The following is a 21,434-nucleotide window of genomic DNA, read 5'->3' as shown; positions in this document are numbered from 1 at the left end:
GCTAAGTGGTTTTGTAAGCGGTAATATTTTACTATAATGCCGCTTTTGTGTTGATTAGAATATTCCTCAGCCATAGGTTTGCGGATTAAAGGAAAGAGTTAGATGCGCAGTCAATATTGTGGAGACGTTAACAAGTCTCACGTTGGACAAGAAGTGACCCTAGTGGGTTGGGTAAATCGTAGCCGTGACCTTGGTGGTGTGGTTTTTCTCGACTTAAGAGACAGAGAAGGGATTGTACAGGTTGTTTATGATCCGGATTTACCTGAAGTGTTCGACGTTGCCAGTAGCCTGCGCAGTGAATTTTGTGTCCAGATCACGGGTTTGGTTCGTGCTCGCCCCGATAGTCAGATCAATGATCAGATGCGTACTGGTGAGATTGAGATCTTAGGCAAAGGCTTAACTATTTTAAACAGCTCAGCACCTCTGCCCATTAACATGGACAAAAATCAGCACAACACGGAAGAGCAGCGACTTAAATATCGTTATTTAGACCTGCGTCGTCCAGAGATGGCTGAACGCATCGTTTTCCGCTCTAAAGTCACTAGTGCCGTGCGTCGATTCCTCGATGGTAATGGCTTCCTCGACATTGAAACGCCTATCTTGACCAAGGCGACGCCCGAAGGCGCTCGAGATTATTTAGTGCCTAGCCGTACTTATAAGGGGCAATTTTTTGCGTTGCCTCAGTCACCACAGTTGTTTAAACAGTTGTTGATGATGTCTGGCTTCGATCGCTACTATCAAATCGTTAAGTGTTTTCGCGATGAAGACTTACGTGCAGACCGTCAGCCAGAGTTCACCCAAATTGATATTGAAACTTCGTTTATGACCTCTGAGCAGGTCATGGCGAAAACTGAAGAGATGATGCGTAGTCTTTTCCAAGAGCTGTTAAATGTCGATCTTGGTGAATTTCCTAGGATGACGTTTGCCGAAGCTATAAGACGCTTCGGTTCCGATAAACCTGATCTTCGTAACCCATTAGAACTTATCGATGTTGCCGATTTACTTACGGACGTCGACTTCAAGGTGTTCCAGGGACCTGCTACCGATCCAGAGGGACGTGTGGCTGTGATTTGTGTGCCTGGTGGTGCCAAGCTATCTCGTAAGCAATTAGACCAATACGCCAAGTATGTCACCATTTATGGAGCTAAAGGTTTAGCATGGATGAAGGTCAACGAGCTTGATAAAGGCCTCGAGGGCATTCAATCACCAGTACTTAAGTTCCTTAACGAAGATGTTGTTAAGGGCTTACTTGAGCGTACGAATGCTAAGTCCGGTGATCTGATTTTATTTGGCGCAGATAAGGCAAACATCGTTGCTGAAGCTATGGGTGCACTGCGCTTAAAAGCCGGTGAAGATTTTGATCTATTAAAGGGTGATTGGAAACCATTGTGGGTTGTTGACTTCCCTATGTTCGAGCCCACTTCAGATGGTGGACTGCATGCCATGCATCATCCATTTACCGCGCCGAGTGGTATGACGCCGGAGCAACTGGAAGCTGACCCAACTGCGGCTATCTCAGATGCCTATGATATGGTGTTAAATGGCTGTGAACTCGGCGGTGGCTCTGTGCGTATCCATAACAGTGAGATGCAGACCGCAGTGTTCCGTATTCTAGGTATCGAAGCAGAAGAAGCTAACGAGAAGTTTGGTTTCCTTTTAGAAGCACTGCGCTACGGTACTCCACCTCATGCCGGTTTGGCTTTTGGTTTAGATAGAATCATCATGTTGATGACTGGTGCTTCCTCTATTCGTGATGTGATGGCATTCCCTAAGACGACGACTGCGGCTTGTCCTTTGACTAATGCACCAGGGCTTGCTAATCCTGAACAACTCGTCGAGTTAGGTATTAGCGTCATCAAAGACGAAGAAGAGAAAGAAATACAAGAGTAATAAATAATAAGCCGGGGCAACTCGGCTTATTATTGCCAGTCAGAACCAATTCTCATTTAGCGTTTACTTCTTCAACTTCTTTAACTTCTTTATCCGGTAATTTATTCTCTTCGAAATCAAGGAGCGTTCACATGGCAGGTCACAGTAAATGGGACAACATCAAGCATCGCAAGGCAGCACAGGATGCCAAGCGAGGTAAGCTTTTTACTAAGTTCATTCGTGAGTTAACCGTCGCTGCCCGTGAAGGTGGCTCAGATGTGGATTCTAATCCCAGATTACGGGCAGCGATTGATAAGTCACTGTCTAATAATATGACTCGCGATACTATCGAGCGCGCCATTAAACGTGGGGCTGGAGAGCTTGATGGTCAAGTATTAGAGACCATCATGTACGAAGGTTATGGACCTGGTGGCACAGCTGTCATGGTCGAAACCATGACAGACAATAAGAACCGTACGGTATCAGGTGTGCGTAATGCATTCAGTAAGTCCGGTGGTAACTTAGGGACAGACGGCTCGGTCTCATATCTTTTCGAAAAGAAAGGCATCATCTCTTTTGCTGAAGGAACGAATGAAGATAATGTTATGGATGCGGCTTTAGAAGCGGGTGCCGATGATGTTGTTAGCCATGATGATAGTGCCATCGACGTCTTTACTAGCCCAGAAGATTTTGGCGCAGTCAAGGATGCCTTGGATGCTGCGGGTCTTGAATCTGTTAACGCCGAGGTGACTATGGTGCCTTCGACTAAAGCCTCTCTGGATGCCAGCACGGCTGCTAAGTTCCTGCGGTTAATTGATAATCTTGAAGATCATGACGATGTCCAAGAGGTGTATCATAATGCTGAGATCTCTGATGAAGTGATGGAAACATTAGATTAACCTATGTCAATAATACTCGGTATTGATCCTGGTTCAAGGATCACAGGTTATGGGGTGATCAAACGAAATGGGCGGCACCCCGTATACTTGGGAAGTGGCTGTATTCGAACTAGTTCAGAAGATTTTCCTTATCGCCTTAAACAAATTTTTGATGGTATCTCCGAAATAATTCGGCAGTACCAGCCTACTGAATTTGCCATTGAGCGTGTTTTTATGGCTAAAAATGCCGATTCGGCACTTAAATTAGGCCAAGCAAGAGGCGCTGCTATCGTTGCTGCAACCAATGCAAATCTTCCTGTTGGCGAATACTCGGCGACACAGATAAAAAGTGCCGTAGTAGGTACGGGCAAGGCACAGAAATCTCAAGTTCAGCACATGGTACAGCAAATTCTTAAATTATCGGCTTGCCCACAAGCCGATGCCGCCGATGCATTAGGTGTCGCAATTTGTCATTTTCATACCAGTCAAAGCCTGTTAGCTTTAGGCGGAATGGCGAACAAAAGAACATATGGACGATATAGATGATAGGTCGATTAAGAGGCTTGCTCATCGAGAAGCAAGCCCCCGAAATTTTGATAGAAGTGAGTGGCCTAGGATATGAAGTTCAGATGCCTCTTACGTGTTTTTTTGAGCTCCCCGAACTCAATCAAGAAGCGATAGTCTACACCCACTTTGTGGTACGTGAAGATGCTCAGCTTCTCTATGGATTTATAACCAAGCAAGAGCGGGCTCTGTTCCGATTGTTGATTAAGACCAATGGTGTTGGACCTAAGTTGGCGTTAACCATCTTGTCTGGTATGACATCGGCGGAGTTTGTCGCCTGTGTCGAGCGTGATGATATTGCTACTTTAGTCAAGTTACCAGGCGTAGGCAAGAAGACCGCCGAGCGCCTACTGGTAGAGATGCGTGATAAGCTCAAGAGTCTGATGGAAGCATCGGCGGGATCTGAGCGAGAGTTTATGCTCAAGAGCAACTATAAGCCGTCTAAGATAGTCAATACTGCCGAAGAGGATGCAATTTCTGCTCTGTTGGCCTTGGGCTATAAGCCTGCACAGGCTAGTAAGTCGGTATCAGCGGCCTACCAGGATGGAATGAGTTCTCAGGAACTGATCAAGTCATCACTCAAGTCGATGCTGTAGCAAACTTGTTTGATAGTGTAATTTAAAGAGAGATAAATGATAGAAGCCGATCGTATTATTCATGCAGAGCCTCAAGGTGTTGAGGAGTATGAAGAGCAGATAGACAGAGCCATGCGTCCTAAATTACTTGACGAGTACACAGGACAGGACGCGACTCGTGCTCAACTTAAAGTATTTATTCAAGCGGCTAAGAATCGTGGTGAAGCTTTGGATCATATGCTCATCTATGGGCCACCTGGCTTGGGTAAAACCACTTTAGCACTCATCGTGGCTAATGAGATGGGAGTCAATATCAAGTCGACCTCCGGACCCGTTCTGGAAAAAGCGGGTGATTTAGCCGCGCTTTTAACGAATCTGGAGGCGGGTGACGTGTTATTTATCGATGAGATCCACAGGCTAAGCCCTGTGGTCGAAGAGATACTTTATCCCGCAATGGAAGACTATCAGCTGGATATCATGATTGGTGAGGGACCTGCTGCTCGTTCAATTAAACTCGATCTACCACCATTTACTCTGATTGGCGCGACAACGCGGGCTGGGGCATTAACTTCACCCTTAAGGGCTAGGTTTGGTATCCCCCTAAGACTCGAGTTCTATAATGTCAAAGATCTCAGCACCATAGTGACTCGCTCTGCCAAAGTTCTCGATCTTCCTATCGATGATGAAGGTTCTCTTGAAGTGGCAAGACGCTCTCGTGGCACACCGCGTATCGCTAACCGATTATTGAGACGAGTGAGAGATTATGCTGAGGTTAAACATGACGGTGAAATCAATAAGCGAGTTGCCGATCTCGCTTTAGATATGCTGGATGTCGATGTCGAAGGTTTCGATTATATGGACAGAAAGCTCTTGCTGGCTATCATAGATAAATTCATGGGGGGGCCGGTGGGCCTAGATAATTTGGCCGCAGCTATCGGAGAAGAGCGAGAAACCATAGAAGATGTTCTGGAGCCCTTCCTCATTCAACAAGGATTTATTCAGCGCACTCCCCGTGGACGCATTGCCACTCAACGTGCTTATCAGCACTTTAATATCATTCAGCCAGAAAAAGACTAGCTGTTTAATTCGTTATTGCTTAAATACAGCGAAGAGTGATGATTGTCATCATTGCTCTTCGATAGTTAAGGTATATTGCGGATATTTTTGTCCCTCAGAACTTTTTTTCCCAGCAACCATCTTAGCCCCTATGTCTAAGTATTCGCCATTGAGCCCAGGATTGTCTAAACCTGACACTGGGAAGCCCTTATAAGTCTTATTTTTGTATCTCACTCTGAGTGTTTTTAAATTTATTTTAGCTTCATTTGCAAGTTGAAAAAAATTAATGGTAATAGGTGAACTGGTATCTGAAGTCACCAGATAGCGTCCTTGATGGTAATCATTATCAAGAAGCGTCGCATTGGTGGAGCCGCCTAGTTTACCTTTCCAATTGACTGTCACAGTGGTACTGCTTGTCAGGTTTTTTATCACGGATGGGTACTTCAGCGGCTGTATCTCTGTGATGGTGACGGTTGCACTTGCCGGTAAAGAGAGAGATGTAAGACCGAGTAATACTATGGACATCATTATCTTAGTAGAAGGGTTTAGAAAACAACCTTGTGAATATATTTTGAATAATTGCGTAATTCGGAGCATAACGAATCTCTTAATTATTATTAGTTAGAACATGAAGTCGCTATATTGAATGCTATTTTTTAGCAGTAACTCATCGTTTTATTATAAATAAACATATAATTTAATTGCTTAGGTATAAGTTATATTAAAAAAAACAGATAGGTTTCTTTTATCCCGTTAAGCATTCATTTTTTCATAAGTGTTTGAAGATAAGTCATCTGTAATTAGAGAAAATTTATGTTTAAACATATTCACACACTAATAGTAAGTGAATATGTTTATTTTATTCAATACGTTATAGCTACACCTTACATGGTTAAATAAGCGTGTCAATTGTAATTAAAGTGTTGCTAAATATTTCCAGTTTGATAATGTAATAACAAGGCGCTGCTCAAAGTGCCTTTTAAACATCGACTTATGTTACTCATGGAAGAAAAAGTAGAGCATAAAGGATGTTCATTGGCATAAGAGAACAAAATAACTAAAAGAACACTTTGGAAAGCTATTATGAAGAATAAAATACTCCTCTCAACCCTGATCGCTTCAACGTTGTTACTGTCTAGCCAAGCTGGTGCCACTCAAACAACTGGTACTGCTAATTTTAACTTGGTTTACCCAATTACAGTGACTGAAGCTACTGCAATGGAATTTGGTGATATTGATGTATCCATTGATGGATCCTGTGTCCTGGATTATGCCGACGCCACAACAGGTGCAAACTGTATTGCTGGCGGTGCAACTGCAGCCTCAGGTGACTTTACCATTACCGCTGCCAACGGTATTGTGAACATCTCTCTTTCTGGCGCCGATACATCAGTCGCGGGTGTAACATTTACCCCTACGATTGCCAGTCCTACAGTGACAGTCGCTGCTAACACTGCAAGCTTAAAAGTGGGCGGTACAGTTGCTGTGTTAGCCGCTTCTGCCAGTGCGGGTGCACATGCCTTAAGTTACACAGTAGATGTGATCTACTAAGATAGACTGCCCTTATTTCAAATGCATGATTCATTTATTGCAAGGTGTTTTGAAATAAGGGCACTGTTTTGCTCGTAGTAAGCTAACCAAAAATAACGCTGAATCACTCAATAAGTGTTTCATATAATTTAGCTGGGCGATGTTATGAAGAAAATTATTATTGGCTGCATTGCAGCCTTATTTTGTGTTTTTAATGCAGATGCAAATCTACTTGTCACTCCAACACGTGCAGAACTGGATGATGCCAGTCATCGCAGTAGCGTATTTTCTCTGGTGAATAAAGGCTCGGATACGGCTCGGTATAACATCTATTTCGAGGATAAACTGCAACTGGCCGAGGGCGGTTATCGTGCTGTAGAAGACAATAAAGCGGCACTATCTCAGTTTGTTCGATATTCGCCAAGACGAGTGACACTAGAACCTGAACAAGGTACTCGTGTCAGGATGGCGGTCAGGTTGCCTAAAAATACGCCTGTCGCTGAGTACCGAAGCTACATTGTTTTTCATCAGATCCCCCTCACGCCCGAAGTTGCAAGTAATGCCGGTGATGATAACGCTGAGACCTTTAGCCTTTCAGTTACTGCCTATATGCGGATCTCCATTCCTGTTATTTTAAGAGTCGGTGACCTCAATGGAGAGGTGACGATAGATACTGTAAGTGATGAGAAAGCCCAAGCCAGCCTCAATGTCACTCTCATTCGTCAGGGACAACGCAGCACCTATGGAGATATTGAAATATTTGTTGAGAATATATCAGAGGGCAAGGCTCAACTTGAAAGTGTGGGAAGTGCAAAAAATGCGGCTATCTACACTGAGCTTAATAAAAGGAGCTTCCAGGTAAAGTTATCCAGAGAGATTAAGAAGGGCACTGAAATCATCGTTCGCTATACGGAAAGTAAGACTCTGAAGGATGCAAAAATCATCGAAAAACGTATCGTTATTTAGTGATTAACAATACGACTTGATATGAATCCGCCAAGCCGAAACGAGTATAATAAAAGAAAACATGGGTTGTTATGGCCTATGTTTTTTTTGTTTTCCTTCTTGCTATTACTCAGTTATCTGCTGTTGATCATCCTTCCATCCAGTCCTGTGGATGATTTATCTCGTCATCCTCTGTTTTTCGACGAAACAGCTAGCAGCATGGCCTCGAATTCGACTAAAGAAGCACTAATAGGAGACGAAAGTCTAGCTTCGAATGAGCCTCCCATCCACGTTGACACACCTGTTAATAGCTACAAGATAAAGCGTGATAATATTATTGAGGTGTTGGATATCCCTGGAACTCAGATAATCCCAGTACAATCAGCTGAGCCTCATTTTCAGCCTCCGCCGACATATAACCAAAAGCTGCTCACAGTTCAAAAGAGGGTCATTCAGGGAGAAGTCATTGTAAAATCAATCTCTTCTCAAGAAAGTGTTATCTATAGAAAAAATGGCAATGTAGAACAGGGAGCCTTTCAAAAAACCTTGAGTGACTCGACGCAGCAGTCGGTTCCAACGGGATCCGGTCATTCGATAGGCTGTGGTCAGCCTCGTTCTATTCAATATCAAGATGCACCCGCTTCTCAAGAGCTTTTTATCATCAGTCAGCTTAAATATGGTCAGCTGATATTGAGTGATGAGTTATTTGCTTATCAAGAGGAGGGAAAACAGTACCTGCCGATGCAACTTCTCGCAGAATTGCTTATGCTCCCCATTCAATTCGATGTTGATTCAAGCAGTCTCAGCGGATGGTATCTATCCCCTGAGAAAAAAATCGATGTTAGCAACAACCTGATGATGTTTTGGGGACATGGCAGTGACTGCAGTATAAAACAGACCAGAGTGTTTTATGATGACTGGGATCTCTATGTTGAAAGCAAGGTCATCGAACAAATGTTCGGGCTAACAATAATATTTGAGCCCTCAAGGCAACGTTTTTCCATCCTCGAATCGGCATCAGTTCCTCTTTCACAGATACATGAGAGAAAGCGAAGATATGAGATTTTTACCGCTCAGCAGGATCTAAATAATAAGTTAAAAGTGAAAGAGATTAAAAGAGAAGATGCCATGATTGGGGATCTTGCCATGAGTTTCGATCTCGGTATTGTTTCCCAAAAGCAACGTGATATCAAAAACACACAGGTTGAAGGGTTTATTCAAGCTCGAAGTGATATTGCCGGGCATAATGTTTATGCTGGTTATTCCTGGTCTGAAACTGCTGAAGTGGTCAATGCCTATATAGAGAAGACATTAGCTGATTCTTGGGTCAAACATTATCGTATTGGTAGCATAGAGTCCCATTCTATGCCGCTGATATCTGAATCAAGCGAAGGGGTCGGCATTAGAGTCACCGCGGGTAAGGGCTTTACCGAGGATTTTCGTTATATCACAGTCGAGGGGGAGGTTGAGCCTGACTGGGATGTAGAGCTTTATCGAAATAATAGTTTGATTTCAATACAGAGGGTCGGCTCCGATGCCCGCTATCGATTTACTCAGGTTCCTTACTATATGGGGCTCAATCAATATCAATTACGATTCTTTGGTCCTAATGGTGAGACCAGAACTGAATCTTTTAGCAAGATGTTGGATAATTCAGTATTAGAGAAAGGAAGCCTAGGGTTTAGCTACGGCTCCATGCTCAGAGAGCAAGATGACTTGCAGCAACATTATATCAATGTAAATTGGTCGGTAACTGAGAGCCTCACGACAGGGGTCTCTATTGTCAAACAGGAGATTGCAGAAGATGATTGGTTAACTATCCCTAAGCTCAGTATGAATTTCTTAGGTGGAAAAAACCTGATCCAAGTTAATTATGCGGGGACAGGTGATGGTTTTGCTACTGGGATCATAGTTCAGGGAAGTGGCGGTGACATTGACTGGTTAGCCGACTGGGAGTTTTTCGATGATTTCGCCAGTTGGGAAAACCCAGATGACAGGCTTAATCAGCAGGCTCAGTTGAATTTAAGTGGCAGCTTAAATATGGCAAATCTTAGCTGGTCATTGTCTGGTAATTGGAAGGATCATAACTTAGCCAGTGATTTCCTACAATTCAATGCTATGGTCTCTGGCCAATATCATAGGATCTCCTACAGCAATGATCTTAGGTGGCAATCTTCTCCCAATGAAAACAAGATCTATAATCGAGTCGCTGCGTCGGGACGAGTACAGAATTGGTATTTAAGAAGTTATCTTGACCTAGCTGTTGCGCCTGATCTCGAAGTAAACCAATGGGTGGTGAATGCAAATTCATCAATCAATGACAGGCTTAATTACCAGGTAGAATTGAACTACTATCCGCAAAATGATGATCCATTCAGTATTCGTAATTCAATTGCTTATCTATTCGACCATAGCGCATTACGTTTTGTGGTGGACAATTATTCCGATGGCGATTGGTTCGCGCAATTAAAGTGGAACAGTTCACTGCTATGGCAGCCGGAATCTAACCTTTGGCTACTGGACAGAGTAAGCCACCTCAACACAGGCGCAGTCAAAATAATTGCATTTCAGGATGACAATGCTGATGGTGTGTTTAATGAAAACGAATTAGCCTTGAGTGGTTTGAGTTTTTCAGGCCATAGTCAGTTTGACAATACAACAGATAGCGATGGTGAGCTATTGATAACCCATCTTCAAACGACAAGGCCTCAACGTCTATTACTCAAAGAATTGAGTCTTCCAGATCCTTTTCTTGTGCCCCTTTCAACAGCCATCACAGTTAATCCACACCCCGGTAATATTCAAGAGATCTTGTATCCTGTCTTATACACAGCAGAGCTCGAAGGCAGTGTCATGAGCCTATCTGACGGTAATTTCATACCTGGAATGGGCTTATTAGTCACACTAAGAAGCCAAACACTGAATCGCGAATACAAGACTAGGGTTGAATATGATGGTGTCTTTATTTTTGACCGTGTACTCCCTGGTGCATATCAAATTTTTATCGAAGATAAGTTAACCACAGACTTGGTGCTTAAACCTGGTGATTATCTTGAGTTGAAAGGGATCACACTGGAATAATAACCCAGTCTCCAGGATCTCGATGCTTAACCGTCTAAGATGTGTCTTTTGAGCTGTTTCACAGCAAGCAGAACATTTACTTCCTATAATGAAATCAGACTTACTTTGCTGGTTTTATATGTTAACGACTTTTATTCTTGCATCAGTCATCGGTCAGACAAGCTTTAACCTTGTTGTGCCTCTGCAGATAGCCGAAACTCAAAGCATTAATTTAGGTGATATTGCTAATCTAGCGTCGGCGCGATGTAGAGTGGTATTGAATCTAAGATCCGGTGACGCTTGTGTAGAGTCTGAATGGGGCCCTGGTGTGATCCATATCTCTGGTGCTGCAGATGAGAGCGTAATGATACATTTATCACCAGTGTACGCCGGCGACATCAGTTTCATCCCATTACTCTCTAATGGCACTCAGTCAGATAAGTATCTGGTACAGGATGGAGGATTAGATATCTCCATCGGTGGTGAGCTAATCCTTCAAAAGCCACTAACACTCACCCAATACCAAATTAGTTATATGGTTGAAGTCAATTACCAATAGCATCATTTTAATAAATTGAGTGGTCACTTATTTATATGCTGCATATTAAAATAAATGATTTCATCTTGGCATTAAAAACTTTTCATTTACAATCTACTTTTTTGTTATCACTTTCGTGGTTGAATCATTGATGCGGCAATCTCTACTCCTGCATTATTAACTTAATAGATTTAAATGTATTAATTTGTAATCACTATTTATGTTAATAATAAGGTAAATGTTATTTAATACACGAATACCTCCCTGAACCTAAGCTGACAAATAAGATAAACAAAGGTAAGTGGAATTGACCTTAGTCAAAAAAACGCGACAGAATGGCGCTCCATATAATGACTTACAGTAAAAGTGTGACGAAGCTCACGTTTTTGGTTTTTGCGTGGGTTGCGGAACTGTTAAGTATTGGCTAGATGTAATCTCTGCCTAATTAGCGTTTCTTGAGTTTTTTATGCTGTTTGATAACATGTTTCCGCTCTTGTGTTTTATAAAATGTTCATTCTATTACTTATTGGTATCTTTGCTTTAACTTTGCGGCATCAAGGGTTAATTAAATTGGTGATTGACTGGCTTATGGTGAAACTATAGTTTCAATTTCAACGCCATTAATTCCAATTAACAAAGCGACACAAATTGGTAAATAATCAACGATAATTGGCGCAAAATAAAAACAAATAATAAGCAAGTCATAATAAGTTAGGGAGTACATCTTAATGATAAGAACATCGCTGCATTCAAGTAGTAAGTTATCGCAAGCTATCAAGCTTGGGTTGATCGCATCGGTTTCAACTACTGCATTCACAGTATCAAACACTGCATTCGCACAAGAAGAAACAGCCAAGGTAGAGCGAATTTCAGTAACTGGCTCCCGCATTCAACGTCAAGATATGGAAACGGCTTCACCGGTTACCATTATCGATGCGGCAACAATTAAAGCTGAAGGCTTCACGTCAGTAGATCAATTGCTACAAGCACAGACCTCAATGGCTGGAGCTGCCATGGGCTCAAGCACCAACAATGGCTCAGACGGTGTAGCACAGGTTGACCTACGCGGTATGGGAGCAGAGCGTACTTTAGTATTGCTCAACGGTCGCCGTATGGTTAACTCAGGTTCTGGTGCAAATAGCGCTGTGGATCTAAACTCTATTCCTGTTGCTATGATTGCACGTGTTGAGATTCTAAAAGATGGTGCATCAGCCGTATATGGCTCTGACGCCATCGCCGGTGTTGTTAACATTATTACCAAAAAAGATTTTGAAGGCTTCCAGATTGATGTTACTGGTGGCATGACTGATAAGAGCGACGGTGAAAACGGCGAAATCAGCGCACTTTATGGTTTTAATACTGATTCCGGTAACTACACATTCGGCGCAGCTTACTCTGAACGTCGCGGTGTCATTCAGTCTGATCGTGATTGGACAGATCCAGGTGCTAGTTCATTTACTCCGAATGGCGGCATTATCGGTAATAAATTTGATGAAAATGGAAATGTCGTTATAGGAGAAAACGGAAAACCCGTACAGGAAGTTAAAAATAATAATGGTGGAACTTGGGTCCCACAAGAGCAAGGCTACGATTATACGCAAGATAGCTATTATCAAACACCAAGCAAGCGTTACAGCTTGTTCGCCAATATGACGCAAGAGTTAGGCGGCGATCTAGTTCTGACCGGTGACATTTTATATACCAAACGTAAATCCAATCAGCAGTTGGCAGCACAGCCAGCAAACATTATGTTAGATGTATGTGAGCCAGGTCAGAATACGTCGACTTGTGTTGATATTGATTCTGATATGGCTACAGGTGGTATTGTTGCTGATGATAATGGGCAAATAAACTTTAGAAAACGTATGAATGATGTAGGTCCTCGTATCTACAAGCAAGATACTGACACTATGCGTATTTCTGCAGGCCTAGCTGGTTCGTTAGATATCAATACAGGTATGGATTGGGATGTTTCTTACACTTACGGTAAAAACAAAGCCGAGACATCAGTAGAAAATTCAATTAATGCGTCATTGATGGCTGATGCCATTTATGCAGACCAAGATCCTTGGTTCTCTGGCGAGCCAATAACAAATCAAGAAATGCTGGATGGTGTGGCGTACACCGAACAAGCTGATGGCGGTAACGAGCAGCATGTATTGTCTGCTGGTTTAACCGGCGAGCTATTTGACCTTGATGCAGGTGCAGTAGCATATGCAATAGGTGCAGAGTACCGTTATGAGAGTGGTTATTACAATCCTGACCCAATCGTTGTAGCCGGTGAGAGTACTGCTGCTCAGCAAGATCCTACTGATGGTAACTACAACGTAATGTCAGTGTTTCAGGAAGTTAGCGTTCCATTCACGGATAAGTTAACCGGTGAGTTTGCATTACGTTTCGATGATTATTCTACATTTGGTAACGCATCTACCTGGAAAATTGGTCTAACATATGAAGCGACAGATGACTTGATGATCCGTACCGTTGCTGCAACAGGTTTCCGCGCGCCAAGTGTCAGTGAGCTATACGGCGGTAACTCAGGTTCATACGATTATCTAACAGATCCATGGGGTAATGAGCAAGATCCACAGATACTTGTTAATTACACATCGGATGAAGACCTTCAAGCCGAAGAATCTGAATCATATACAGCTGGTTTAGTGTACTCACCTAGCTATGTGGATGGTATGTCTCTTACTGTCGATTACTGGCGCTTTAAAGTGAAGAATGCAATTGCACGTCTGGACACGCAAAATGGCCTAACCAACTGTTTTAAAGGTGATACTACGGCATGTGAAGCATTTAATATCGGACCGGACGGTGATTTGACTAACCTAACCAATTCATTGACTAACGTAGGTTACCAAGATACAAGCGGTATTGATTTTAACTTAGCGTATAACTTCGAAGCGTTAAACTTAGATTGGACCGTTAGCAATGACACCACTTACTTGCTTAATTTTGAGCAAGATGGCGTTGATTACACTAATACCGTCGATGGTAACTTCGGTGCATATGCACAAGTTCGTAATAACTTTAGCATTAAAGCAAGCCAAGACGACTGGAGTGTAATGTACTTCAACCGTTATATTGGAGAGATGGATGATTTAGCCGAAGGTACTAAAGTTGATGCGGTTCTTTATCACAATGTATCGGCGACTTACTTCATCAATGATACTTGGATGCTGAGTGCGGGTGTTAAAAACCTAACTGACGAAGAGCCATCAAATGTCTCTAACGGAAGTGCCGGTGGTACGGTACCAGAAGTTTACGACACAGTTGGGCGTCAATACTTCGCAGGTGTATCAGTTAAGTTCTAAAGCTTAATAGATTAGCTATTAAAATAAAAAAGCGCCGAAAGGCGCTTTTTTATGCTTTTCAATTAACGTAATAACGTTAACCTATGCCTTTAGCTGCTGAGCTCATCTGGATGAGTTCAATTTTATAGCCATCAGGATCTTCCACAAAAGCAATCTCTGTCGTGCCACCTGCTACGGGACCAGGCGCTCTGACTATGCTTCCCCCAGCGGCTTTTATCGCTTCGCAACGGCCATAGATGTCTGCTTCACCTATGGCTAAATGACCAAAGGCATTACCCATCTCATAGCTCGCCGTATCCCAATTGTGAGTTAGTTCTATCACGCCCGCTCCCGTCGATTCTCTATCAAAACCGACGAAGGCGAGGGTATATCTGTATTCGGTATTTTCTGACTTTCGAAGTAGCTTCATACCCATTATTTGCGTATAAAAGTGTATGCTTTTTTCTAGATCGACAACACGGATCATGGTATGTAAAAATTGCGACATTGAAACCTCGGTAGTTTTTAATTATTAAAAAAGCTGTGTACTTGGCTGAAATGATAACCCATTGATCTAAGGTTCTCGATGCTTTGCTCTCATCATTTTTGCAGGTGAATAATTTAGGTGTAGATCACACTCTGATGCTTTTGTGGTGTGAATTTCAGTCGTTTCTTAAGATAATGTCTACCAAGTTATGATTTATACTGACACATAATAGGAAAGAGAATGAATACTGAATTAAAAATGGCATTTGGTTTGAGTGCAGTCATTGGCGTATGTTTGTCTATCTTCTTTTGGAGCATGTTTTAACGCTTCGCTTTAAGTGTTAGTTAGCATAAAAAAAGCCGCTAAGCGGCTTTTTAAGTATTTGTAATACCAATAATTTAATAAAATAGTCCGATGGCGTCCATCTGACTGATTTAATCCTCTGGATAAACTTTCTCTTTAAACTCACACAAGTCTTCTATTAAGCAGCTACCGCATCGTGGTTTTCTGGCTAAGCAGGTATATCTACCGTGAAGAATAAACCAATGGTGAACATCGACCATAAATTCTGTAGGGACGACCTTTAACATTTTTTGCTCGACATGGTCGACGTTTTTCCCCATGGCAAACTTGGTTCTGTTTGCCACTCTGAAAATATGAGTGTCTATGGCTATGGTAGGCCAGCCAAAAGCGGTATTGAGTACCACGTTAGCTGTTTTACGTCCGACACCGGGAAGAGACTCCAGAGCCTCACGGTCTTCAGGGACTTGACCGTTATATTTCTCGACTAAGATCCCACAGGCTTTAATGACATTGACCGCTTTATTATTATATAAGCCAATAGTCTTGATATAGGTTTTTAAGCCATCTATGCCTAAGGCATAGATGGCTTCTGCTGTATTGGCAACTGGGAACAGTTTATCCGTTGCCTTGTTGACGCTGACGTCGGTCGCTTGCGCCGAAAGGGTAACAGCAACCAGTAATTCGAACGGGCTGGAGAAATTCAGCTCAGTCTCTGGATGGGGATTATTCTCTCTGAGGATCTCTAATATCCGCTGACGTTTATCTTTATTCATATGTTTTCTTATTATGTATTTGCTTGCATCACCATAGGTCATAATTTTGTTTATGACCTATGGTATTAGCTGACTTTAGTTATTCTTGCTCGCTTCACTGGTCCTTGTACGGTCACTTCAGGCTGTTTGTCTGCGATTCTTTTATCGATAACATTTTTGAAGGCGATCAAAAACCCCATGCCGATGAATGCACCGGGTGGGAGCATAGCCAAGAGAAAACTCGTTTCAAACTGCCAGACATGTATCGTAAGCCCAGCCGCCCAATTCCCGAGTAAGAGATCGGCGCCATCAAATAGCGTGCCTTGCCCAAGAAGCTCTCTACAGGCACCTAGAATGGCTAGAACGATTAAGAAGCCTAAGCCCATCATAAAGCCATCGAACGCAGATTTGGGCAGAGAGTTACGGGATGCAAATGCTTCGGCGCGCCCGATAATCACACAGTTGGTCACAATCAAGGGAAGGAAGATCCCCAAGGACAAATAGAGTCCATAGGCGTAGGCATTGATGAGGAGTTGCACACTCGTCACTAAGGCGGCAATGATCATCACAAACACCGGAATACGGATCTCTTTTGGGACAAAATCTTTTACTAGTGAAACTAAAATATTAGAGCAAATTAGCACCAACATGGTCGCGAGACCTAAACCCAATGCATTGGTTAAGGTGGCCGTCACTGCCAGTAAAGGGCACAGGCCTAATAGTTGGACCAGACCAGGATTATTTTTCCATAAGCCTTGAAAGGCAATCTCTTTATACACATTCAACACGCCGGATTTTGAATCCTCAGCTATATTCACTACGGGCTCATCTGATGCATCGACATTCGTTTCATTCATCGGTAATCAACCTCACAGTTTGCAGGGCGTTTGAGTAATGTTTCACTATTTTCATTGAAATAAATCAGCGCCTTACGTACGGCTTTAACATAGGCTCTAGGGGTGATAGTTGCACCGGTAAATTGATCAAAATCACCACCATCTTTTTTGACGTTCCAGCGCTTATCGGTCTCAGATTGAAGCTTTTTTTGATTGAAGCTTAGTACCCAGTCAGATTTTCTAAGATCTATTTTATCGCCAAGCCCTGGCGTCTCTGCATGAGAAAGAGTTCTGACTCCGAGGACTGTTCCATGACTGTCGATGCCTATGATCAACTTAATATTGCCATTGTATCCATCTGGGGCAATGGCTTCCATGGCAATGGCCACCGGGACCGATTGATTGGTGGCGATATATGAAGGCAATGGCATATCGACGCCCATAGCTTCCTTATCGTGGATCAAGATACAGTACTCGGTCAGTTCATTGTCATGCATGTCGTCCGGTATCAGTTGATGAAGCGTACGTTTTAACTCTAGTTGTTGTTGCTCTTTGATTTTATCGACAGTTTGATGATTTACTACGGCAACAAACGCGGTGCATAACAGAGCAAATAGTCCTAGTAAGAAGCCGTTTTTTAAGATTGATTTCTGCATATTTAATCCTCTGTATTAGCTTCTGGATCTGTGCCCATAAGTTCTGGGCTTCATATAGTGATCGATGAAAGGTGCACAGAGGTTAGCAAGTAAAATAGCGAAGGCATAAGCATCTGGGTAACCTCCATAAGTCCGTATGATATACACTAATACACCGATTAAAGCGCCGAACAGCAGCCGACCTTTGACACTGGTGGCTGCGGTGACAGGATCGGTAGCGATGAAAAAAGCAGCCAGCATGGTTGCACCGGAAAACAGGTGAAATAGTGGTCCCGCATGGGTATCTGGGTTAAGAATAAACCCTATGCTTGCACAGAGATAGAGCGCACCTAAGAGTCCCACACTGATATGCCAGCGGATTAATTTCATCTTTATCATGGCCAGTCCGCCGGCGAGATAAGCCATATTGACCCAGAACCAGCCGATACCAAAGCCATCACTAAAAATAGTTTTAGTTAAACTTTCTGTACTGGTTAACCCCATGGCAAGATCTGTTTTTAAGGTATCTAGTGGGGTAGCCATAGCAATGCCATCGAATCCCAGCTTATAGGCACTGATCTCCGCTTGAGTACCGCCCAAAAATATCATCTGTAAACTGGCTAATATATCAAGGGGCTGGCTTGCAATGACACTGGGTGCTACCCAGCTAGTCATCTGAACAGGAAAAGAGATCAGTAGCATGACATACGCCGCCATTGCCGGGTTAAATATGTTGTGCCCAAGTCCACCATAGAGATGTTTAACTATGATGATCGCAAACATCGCACCTATGAAGCTTATCCACCAAGGCGCAAGTGGCGGTACTGCGATGCCAATAAAAAGGGCGGTCAGTAAGGCACTGTTGTCCTTTAGTGTGGCGAATACGGGTCTGCGTCTTAATCTTAAAACGCTGGCTTCACAAAACAGTGCCACGGAGATGGCTAACGCCAACTGAATGATGGTGCCCCAGCCAAAAAAATAGCACTGAACAGCTACGCCTGGTAAGGCGCACAGTAGCACTCTTTGCATCAAGGTACTGGTCTGGAATCGACGACTCAAATGAGGCGAAGAGGCAATCTTAAATGCCATCAATTAATCCTTATAATCTTCTGTTTTAGTGCTGGTATTTAGGGCCGCTTTCTTGGCTTTCGCCTTAGCAACGGCGGCAGCAATTCTGGCTTTCTTATCGTCGACAGGTGCATTGGTTGTATTCGCAGTGGCTTGAACTGCACCTTGTTGAGCTGCAGCTTTCTTAGCCTTGGCTCTTGCGACAGTCGCTGCTATTCGAGCCTTTTTATCATCGACTGGGGCGCTTGCTGTACTGGTATCGGCTTCATCTGTATCTTGCTGAGCTGCAGCCTTCTTAGCCTTGGCTTTAGCGACTGTCGCTGCTATTCGAGCCTTTTTATCATCGACTGTGGCGCTTGCTGTACTGGTATCGGTTTCATCATTATCTTGCTGAGCTGCAACCTTCTTAGCCTTGGCTTTAGCGACAGCCGCTGCTATTCGAGCCTTTTTATCATCGACTGGGGCGCTTGCTGTACTGGTATCGGTTTCATCAGTATCTTGCTGAGCTGCAACCTTCTTAGCCTTGGCTCTTGCTACTGCCGCAGCTATTTTGGCTTTCTTATCGTCGACAGGTGGATTCACCTTATTGGTTTCTGCTTCAGCAGCGCGAGTACCAGTAGATTTGTTTGCAGCATCGTGTTTCAGGCCAGCTTTCTTGGCTTTAGCACGAGCAACAGCGGCTGCAATTTTAGCTTTCTTGCCATCGACCAATGCGGTATCTGAATCAGGCTCTTTCGTGTTACTTGGGTTGTCGTCTTGAGTCGCCGCTTTTTGTGCCGTCTTTTTAGCCTTTGCCCGTGCTACCGCGGCGGAAATGTCTTTTCGTTTACTTTTAGTCTCAGAAGCAGTCTCAGAAGCTGTATCATGCCCTGTGCTTGAGGTGCTTGTCGAATCCGCGGCCGGAGCTGCAACTTCGGGGTTTGTTGCATCCTTTTTAGCTTTAATTCTTGCCATAGCAAGAACGACAGCATCCTTATCCGATGAGGACATGTTTGACTTACGCCTTGCGGCAGAGGCTTTCTGTTTGGCTTCTCTTGCCAGTTTTTCATCCTCTAGGCGTTGGGTACGAAGGTCGAATCTTTGTTTCGCCAGTTCTGCTTGTTTTTTCTCTTCGGCTTCGGTTTTTATCGCAGATTTCGCGATACGATAATATTCAACTAAAGGGATTTCACTGGGACATACGTAAGTACAGCAACCGCATTCGATGCAGTCGGCTAAGTTATAGCTAGTGGCTTTCTCGTATTCTTGAGCCTTTGCATGCCAGAACAACTGCTGGGGGAGGAGTTGTGCCGGACAGACATGAGCACATTCGCCACAACGAACACAGGGGAGTTCTTTCTGGTCTGGGGCTAATTCGTCGCTTGCAGGTAACAACACACAATTAGAGCCCTTTAACGTCGGTGCATTATCGTTATGCAAGGCGTAACCCATCATCGGTCCCCCTATGATCACCTTGTCATGTTCATTGCCTATAAATTGAGCCTGGGTCAACACATGGGATATTGGTGTGCCAATGGGGATCCAATAATTACCCGGAAGTTGGGCGTTCTCTCCTGTGACAGTGACAACACGTTCAATTAGGGGGTAATTACGTAATACTGCTTCATTGATGGCATAGGCTGTTGCAACATTCTGTACCACGATACCGAGCTGAGCTGGAATAGCGCCCGAAGGAACCTCCTGCCCAGTCAATATCTGAATAAGTTGTTTCTCGCCTCCGGAAGGATAACGCGTTGGTACACTGGTGATTCTGACGCCATTTTTTGGTAGTGAGCTTCGATTTAATGCATGTTGCATCGCTTCAATCGCTTCGGGTTTATTGTCTTCGATGGCGATGATGAGGCGCTTTGGAGCCAGTAATCGGTGAATGATAGCGATACCGTTGAGGATCTCATCGCTCTTTTCCCGCATGATCATGTCATCAGAAGTAATGTAAGGTTCACATTCAATGCCGTTCATGACGACTAACTCAATATCACTGGCAGGGCTGAGTTTAATATGGGTCGGAAAGGCTGCGCCGCCTAGACCTGCGATCCCTGCTTCTTGTATCTTAGCCAGTAGTTGTTTGTCTGTTAACTGCTCAACTTCATCCCCAGAGAGTGCTTGATGAATATGTGCATCTATAGTATCCAGTCCATCGGCTTTGATGACACAACTTAATACCGCTAATCCTGAGGCATGGTTACCCGGACGCTGTGCAATACTCGATATATGGCCTGAAGTTGGTGCGTGGGCAGGTAAGTGGCCAAAATGGGTTCCCTTAGTGAGCACAGTACCTTTAGCGACATAATCACCTGGTTTTACGATCAAGACAGCAGACTCACCGACCTGAGGCAGGGGGACGACATACTCATCTGCTAGGGGGAAGGTCTTGATCGATGATTTGTTAGAGAGGGTTTTTCTCTCTGGAGGATGAATACCACCAATTGACCGCCAAAGTGTCCCTTTATCAATTTGTTCAAATAAAGTTAGCACTTCACATCCTCATCTATAGTTCTCACTGGGATAGCGTTTAACTTCCAATCCCAATTTTTGATATTTTGTGTCACGGGTAACATGTCAATGCAATCGACAGGGCAGGGTTCAACACACAGATCACACCCGGTACAGTAGTCTGTTATGACGGTATGCATTAACTTGCCAGTGCCTAAAATGGCATCTACAGGACAGGCTTGAATGCATTTTGTGCAACCAATGCATTCATCTTCACGGATATACGCGACCTTTTTTACCTGTACTTCCTCGGTCGCAGTTAACGGTTCAGGATCAACTCCCGCCATATCCGCTAACTTTTCCATGGTGGCTGTGCCACCGGGAGGACATTTATTGATTTTGTCCCCATTGGCTATGGCCTCAGCATAGGGACGACAACCCGGGTAACCACACTGGCCACATTGTGTTTGAGGCAATAAGGCTTCGAGTTGATCCATTAGAGGATCACCTTCAACTTTAAATTTTTCCGCTGCGAAACCAAGCAAGAGACCAAAAAAGAGTGCCAGGACCGTGAGCAAGATTATTGCGATAAATATTCCAGACATG

At 43.6% G+C, this 21,434-nt stretch carries 18 protein-coding genes; 10 read left to right on the top strand and 8 right to left on the bottom strand.

What is annotated here, in order from left to right; genetic code table 11:
* The first annotated feature begins 102 nt into the window (after positions 1 to 102).
* From aspS to ruvB, 5 genes are all read left to right on the top strand, one after another.
* The gene (gene aspS / locus sps_RS05760; protein WP_077751660.1) at positions 103 to 1,890 is read left to right on the top strand and encodes an aspartate--tRNA ligase; all 1,788 of its coding nucleotides are present in this window, start codon (positions 103 to 105) and stop codon (positions 1,888 to 1,890) included.
* 131 nt (positions 1,891 to 2,021) lie between these two features.
* Positions 2,022 to 2,768, top strand: coding sequence for a YebC/PmpR family DNA-binding transcriptional regulator (locus sps_RS05755; RefSeq protein ID WP_077751659.1), 747 nt, complete (start codon positions 2,022 to 2,024; stop codon positions 2,766 to 2,768).
* A gap of 3 nt (positions 2,769 to 2,771) precedes the next feature.
* Positions 2,772 to 3,293: a crossover junction endodeoxyribonuclease RuvC gene (gene ruvC, locus sps_RS05750; RefSeq protein WP_077751657.1), complete on the top strand. Its 522-nt coding sequence runs from the start codon at positions 2,772 to 2,774 to the stop codon at positions 3,291 to 3,293.
* Positions 3,290 to 3,907 carry a Holliday junction branch migration protein RuvA gene (gene ruvA, locus sps_RS05745; protein WP_077751656.1) on the top strand — a complete coding sequence of 206 codons (618 nt, stop codon included), beginning with the start codon at positions 3,290 to 3,292 and terminating at the stop codon, positions 3,905 to 3,907. Before ruvC ends, ruvA begins: the two co-directional genes overlap by 4 nt.
* Before the next feature lie 36 nt (positions 3,908 to 3,943).
* A complete protein-coding gene (gene ruvB / locus sps_RS05740; protein WP_077751655.1) occupies positions 3,944 to 4,963 on the top strand; it encodes a Holliday junction branch migration DNA helicase RuvB in 1,020 nt (339 codons plus the stop codon).
* Between the two features lie 48 nt (positions 4,964 to 5,011).
* Here ruvB and sps_RS05735 read toward each other — a convergent pair whose 3' ends face one another.
* Positions 5,012 to 5,470, bottom strand: a complete 459-nt coding sequence (locus tag sps_RS05735) for a hypothetical protein (protein ID WP_237157999.1) — start codon at positions 5,468 to 5,470, stop codon at positions 5,012 to 5,014.
* 555 nt (positions 5,471 to 6,025) lie between these two features.
* Between sps_RS05735 and sps_RS05730 the strand changes: the two genes are divergently transcribed.
* The 5 genes from sps_RS05730 (at position 6,026) to sps_RS05710 (ending at position 14,335) form a co-directional block, all read left to right on the top strand.
* Positions 6,026 to 6,493: a hypothetical protein gene (locus tag sps_RS05730; protein ID WP_077751653.1), complete on the top strand. Its 468-nt coding sequence runs from the start codon at positions 6,026 to 6,028 to the stop codon at positions 6,491 to 6,493.
* 144 nt (positions 6,494 to 6,637) lie between these two features.
* The gene (locus sps_RS05725; RefSeq protein WP_077751651.1) at positions 6,638 to 7,438 is read left to right on the top strand and encodes a fimbrial biogenesis chaperone; all 801 of its coding nucleotides are present in this window, start codon (positions 6,638 to 6,640) and stop codon (positions 7,436 to 7,438) included.
* A 78-nt stretch (positions 7,439 to 7,516) separates the two neighbouring features.
* Positions 7,517 to 10,498 (top strand): TonB-dependent receptor, encoded by a 2,982-nt coding sequence (locus sps_RS05720; RefSeq protein WP_237157998.1) that lies wholly within the window; start codon positions 7,517 to 7,519, stop codon positions 10,496 to 10,498.
* 118 nt (positions 10,499 to 10,616) lie between these two features.
* On the top strand, positions 10,617 to 11,036 hold the full coding sequence (locus tag sps_RS05715; RefSeq protein ID WP_077751649.1) for a hypothetical protein: 420 nt from the start codon (positions 10,617 to 10,619) through the stop codon (positions 11,034 to 11,036).
* A 707-nt stretch (positions 11,037 to 11,743) separates the two neighbouring features.
* A complete protein-coding gene (locus tag sps_RS05710) occupies positions 11,744 to 14,335 on the top strand; it encodes a TonB-dependent receptor (protein ID WP_077751647.1) in 2,592 nt (863 codons plus the stop codon).
* Positions 14,336 to 14,411: 76 nt separating this feature from the next.
* Here sps_RS05710 and gloA read toward each other — a convergent pair whose 3' ends face one another.
* The 7 genes from gloA to rsxB form a co-directional block, all read right to left on the bottom strand.
* On the bottom strand, positions 14,412 to 14,822 hold the full coding sequence (gloA, locus tag sps_RS05705; RefSeq protein ID WP_077751646.1) for a lactoylglutathione lyase: 411 nt from the start codon (positions 14,820 to 14,822) through the stop codon (positions 14,412 to 14,414).
* A 413-nt stretch (positions 14,823 to 15,235) separates the two neighbouring features.
* Positions 15,236 to 15,877 carry an endonuclease III gene (gene nth, locus sps_RS05700; protein ID WP_077751644.1) on the bottom strand — a complete coding sequence of 214 codons (642 nt, stop codon included), beginning with the start codon at positions 15,875 to 15,877 and terminating at the stop codon, positions 15,236 to 15,238.
* A 65-nt stretch (positions 15,878 to 15,942) separates the two neighbouring features.
* A complete protein-coding gene (locus sps_RS05695) occupies positions 15,943 to 16,641 on the bottom strand; it encodes an electron transport complex subunit E (protein ID WP_149027386.1) in 699 nt (232 codons plus the stop codon).
* A gap of 68 nt (positions 16,642 to 16,709) precedes the next feature.
* Positions 16,710 to 17,348: an electron transport complex subunit RsxG gene (gene rsxG, locus sps_RS05690; RefSeq protein ID WP_077751641.1), complete on the bottom strand. Its 639-nt coding sequence runs from the start codon at positions 17,346 to 17,348 to the stop codon at positions 16,710 to 16,712.
* 15 nt (positions 17,349 to 17,363) lie between these two features.
* Positions 17,364 to 18,416: an electron transport complex subunit RsxD gene (gene rsxD / locus sps_RS05685; protein WP_077751640.1), complete on the bottom strand. Its 1,053-nt coding sequence runs from the start codon at positions 18,414 to 18,416 to the stop codon at positions 17,364 to 17,366.
* 3 nt (positions 18,417 to 18,419) lie between these two features.
* Complete coding sequence (rsxC, locus tag sps_RS05680) at positions 18,420 to 20,870, bottom strand: electron transport complex subunit RsxC (RefSeq protein ID WP_077751638.1); 2,451 nt, start codon at positions 20,868 to 20,870, stop codon at positions 18,420 to 18,422.
* Positions 20,864 to 21,433, bottom strand: a complete 570-nt coding sequence (gene rsxB / locus sps_RS05675) for an electron transport complex subunit RsxB (protein ID WP_077751637.1) — start codon at positions 21,431 to 21,433, stop codon at positions 20,864 to 20,866. Before rsxB ends, rsxC begins: the two co-directional genes overlap by 7 nt.
* Position 21,434: the final 1 nt, after the last annotated feature.

The organism is Shewanella psychrophila (genome assembly GCF_002005305.1).
GTDB lineage: Bacteria > Pseudomonadota > Gammaproteobacteria > Enterobacterales > Shewanellaceae > Shewanella > Shewanella psychrophila.
This window is presented reverse-complemented; position numbering and strand designations above follow the sequence as displayed.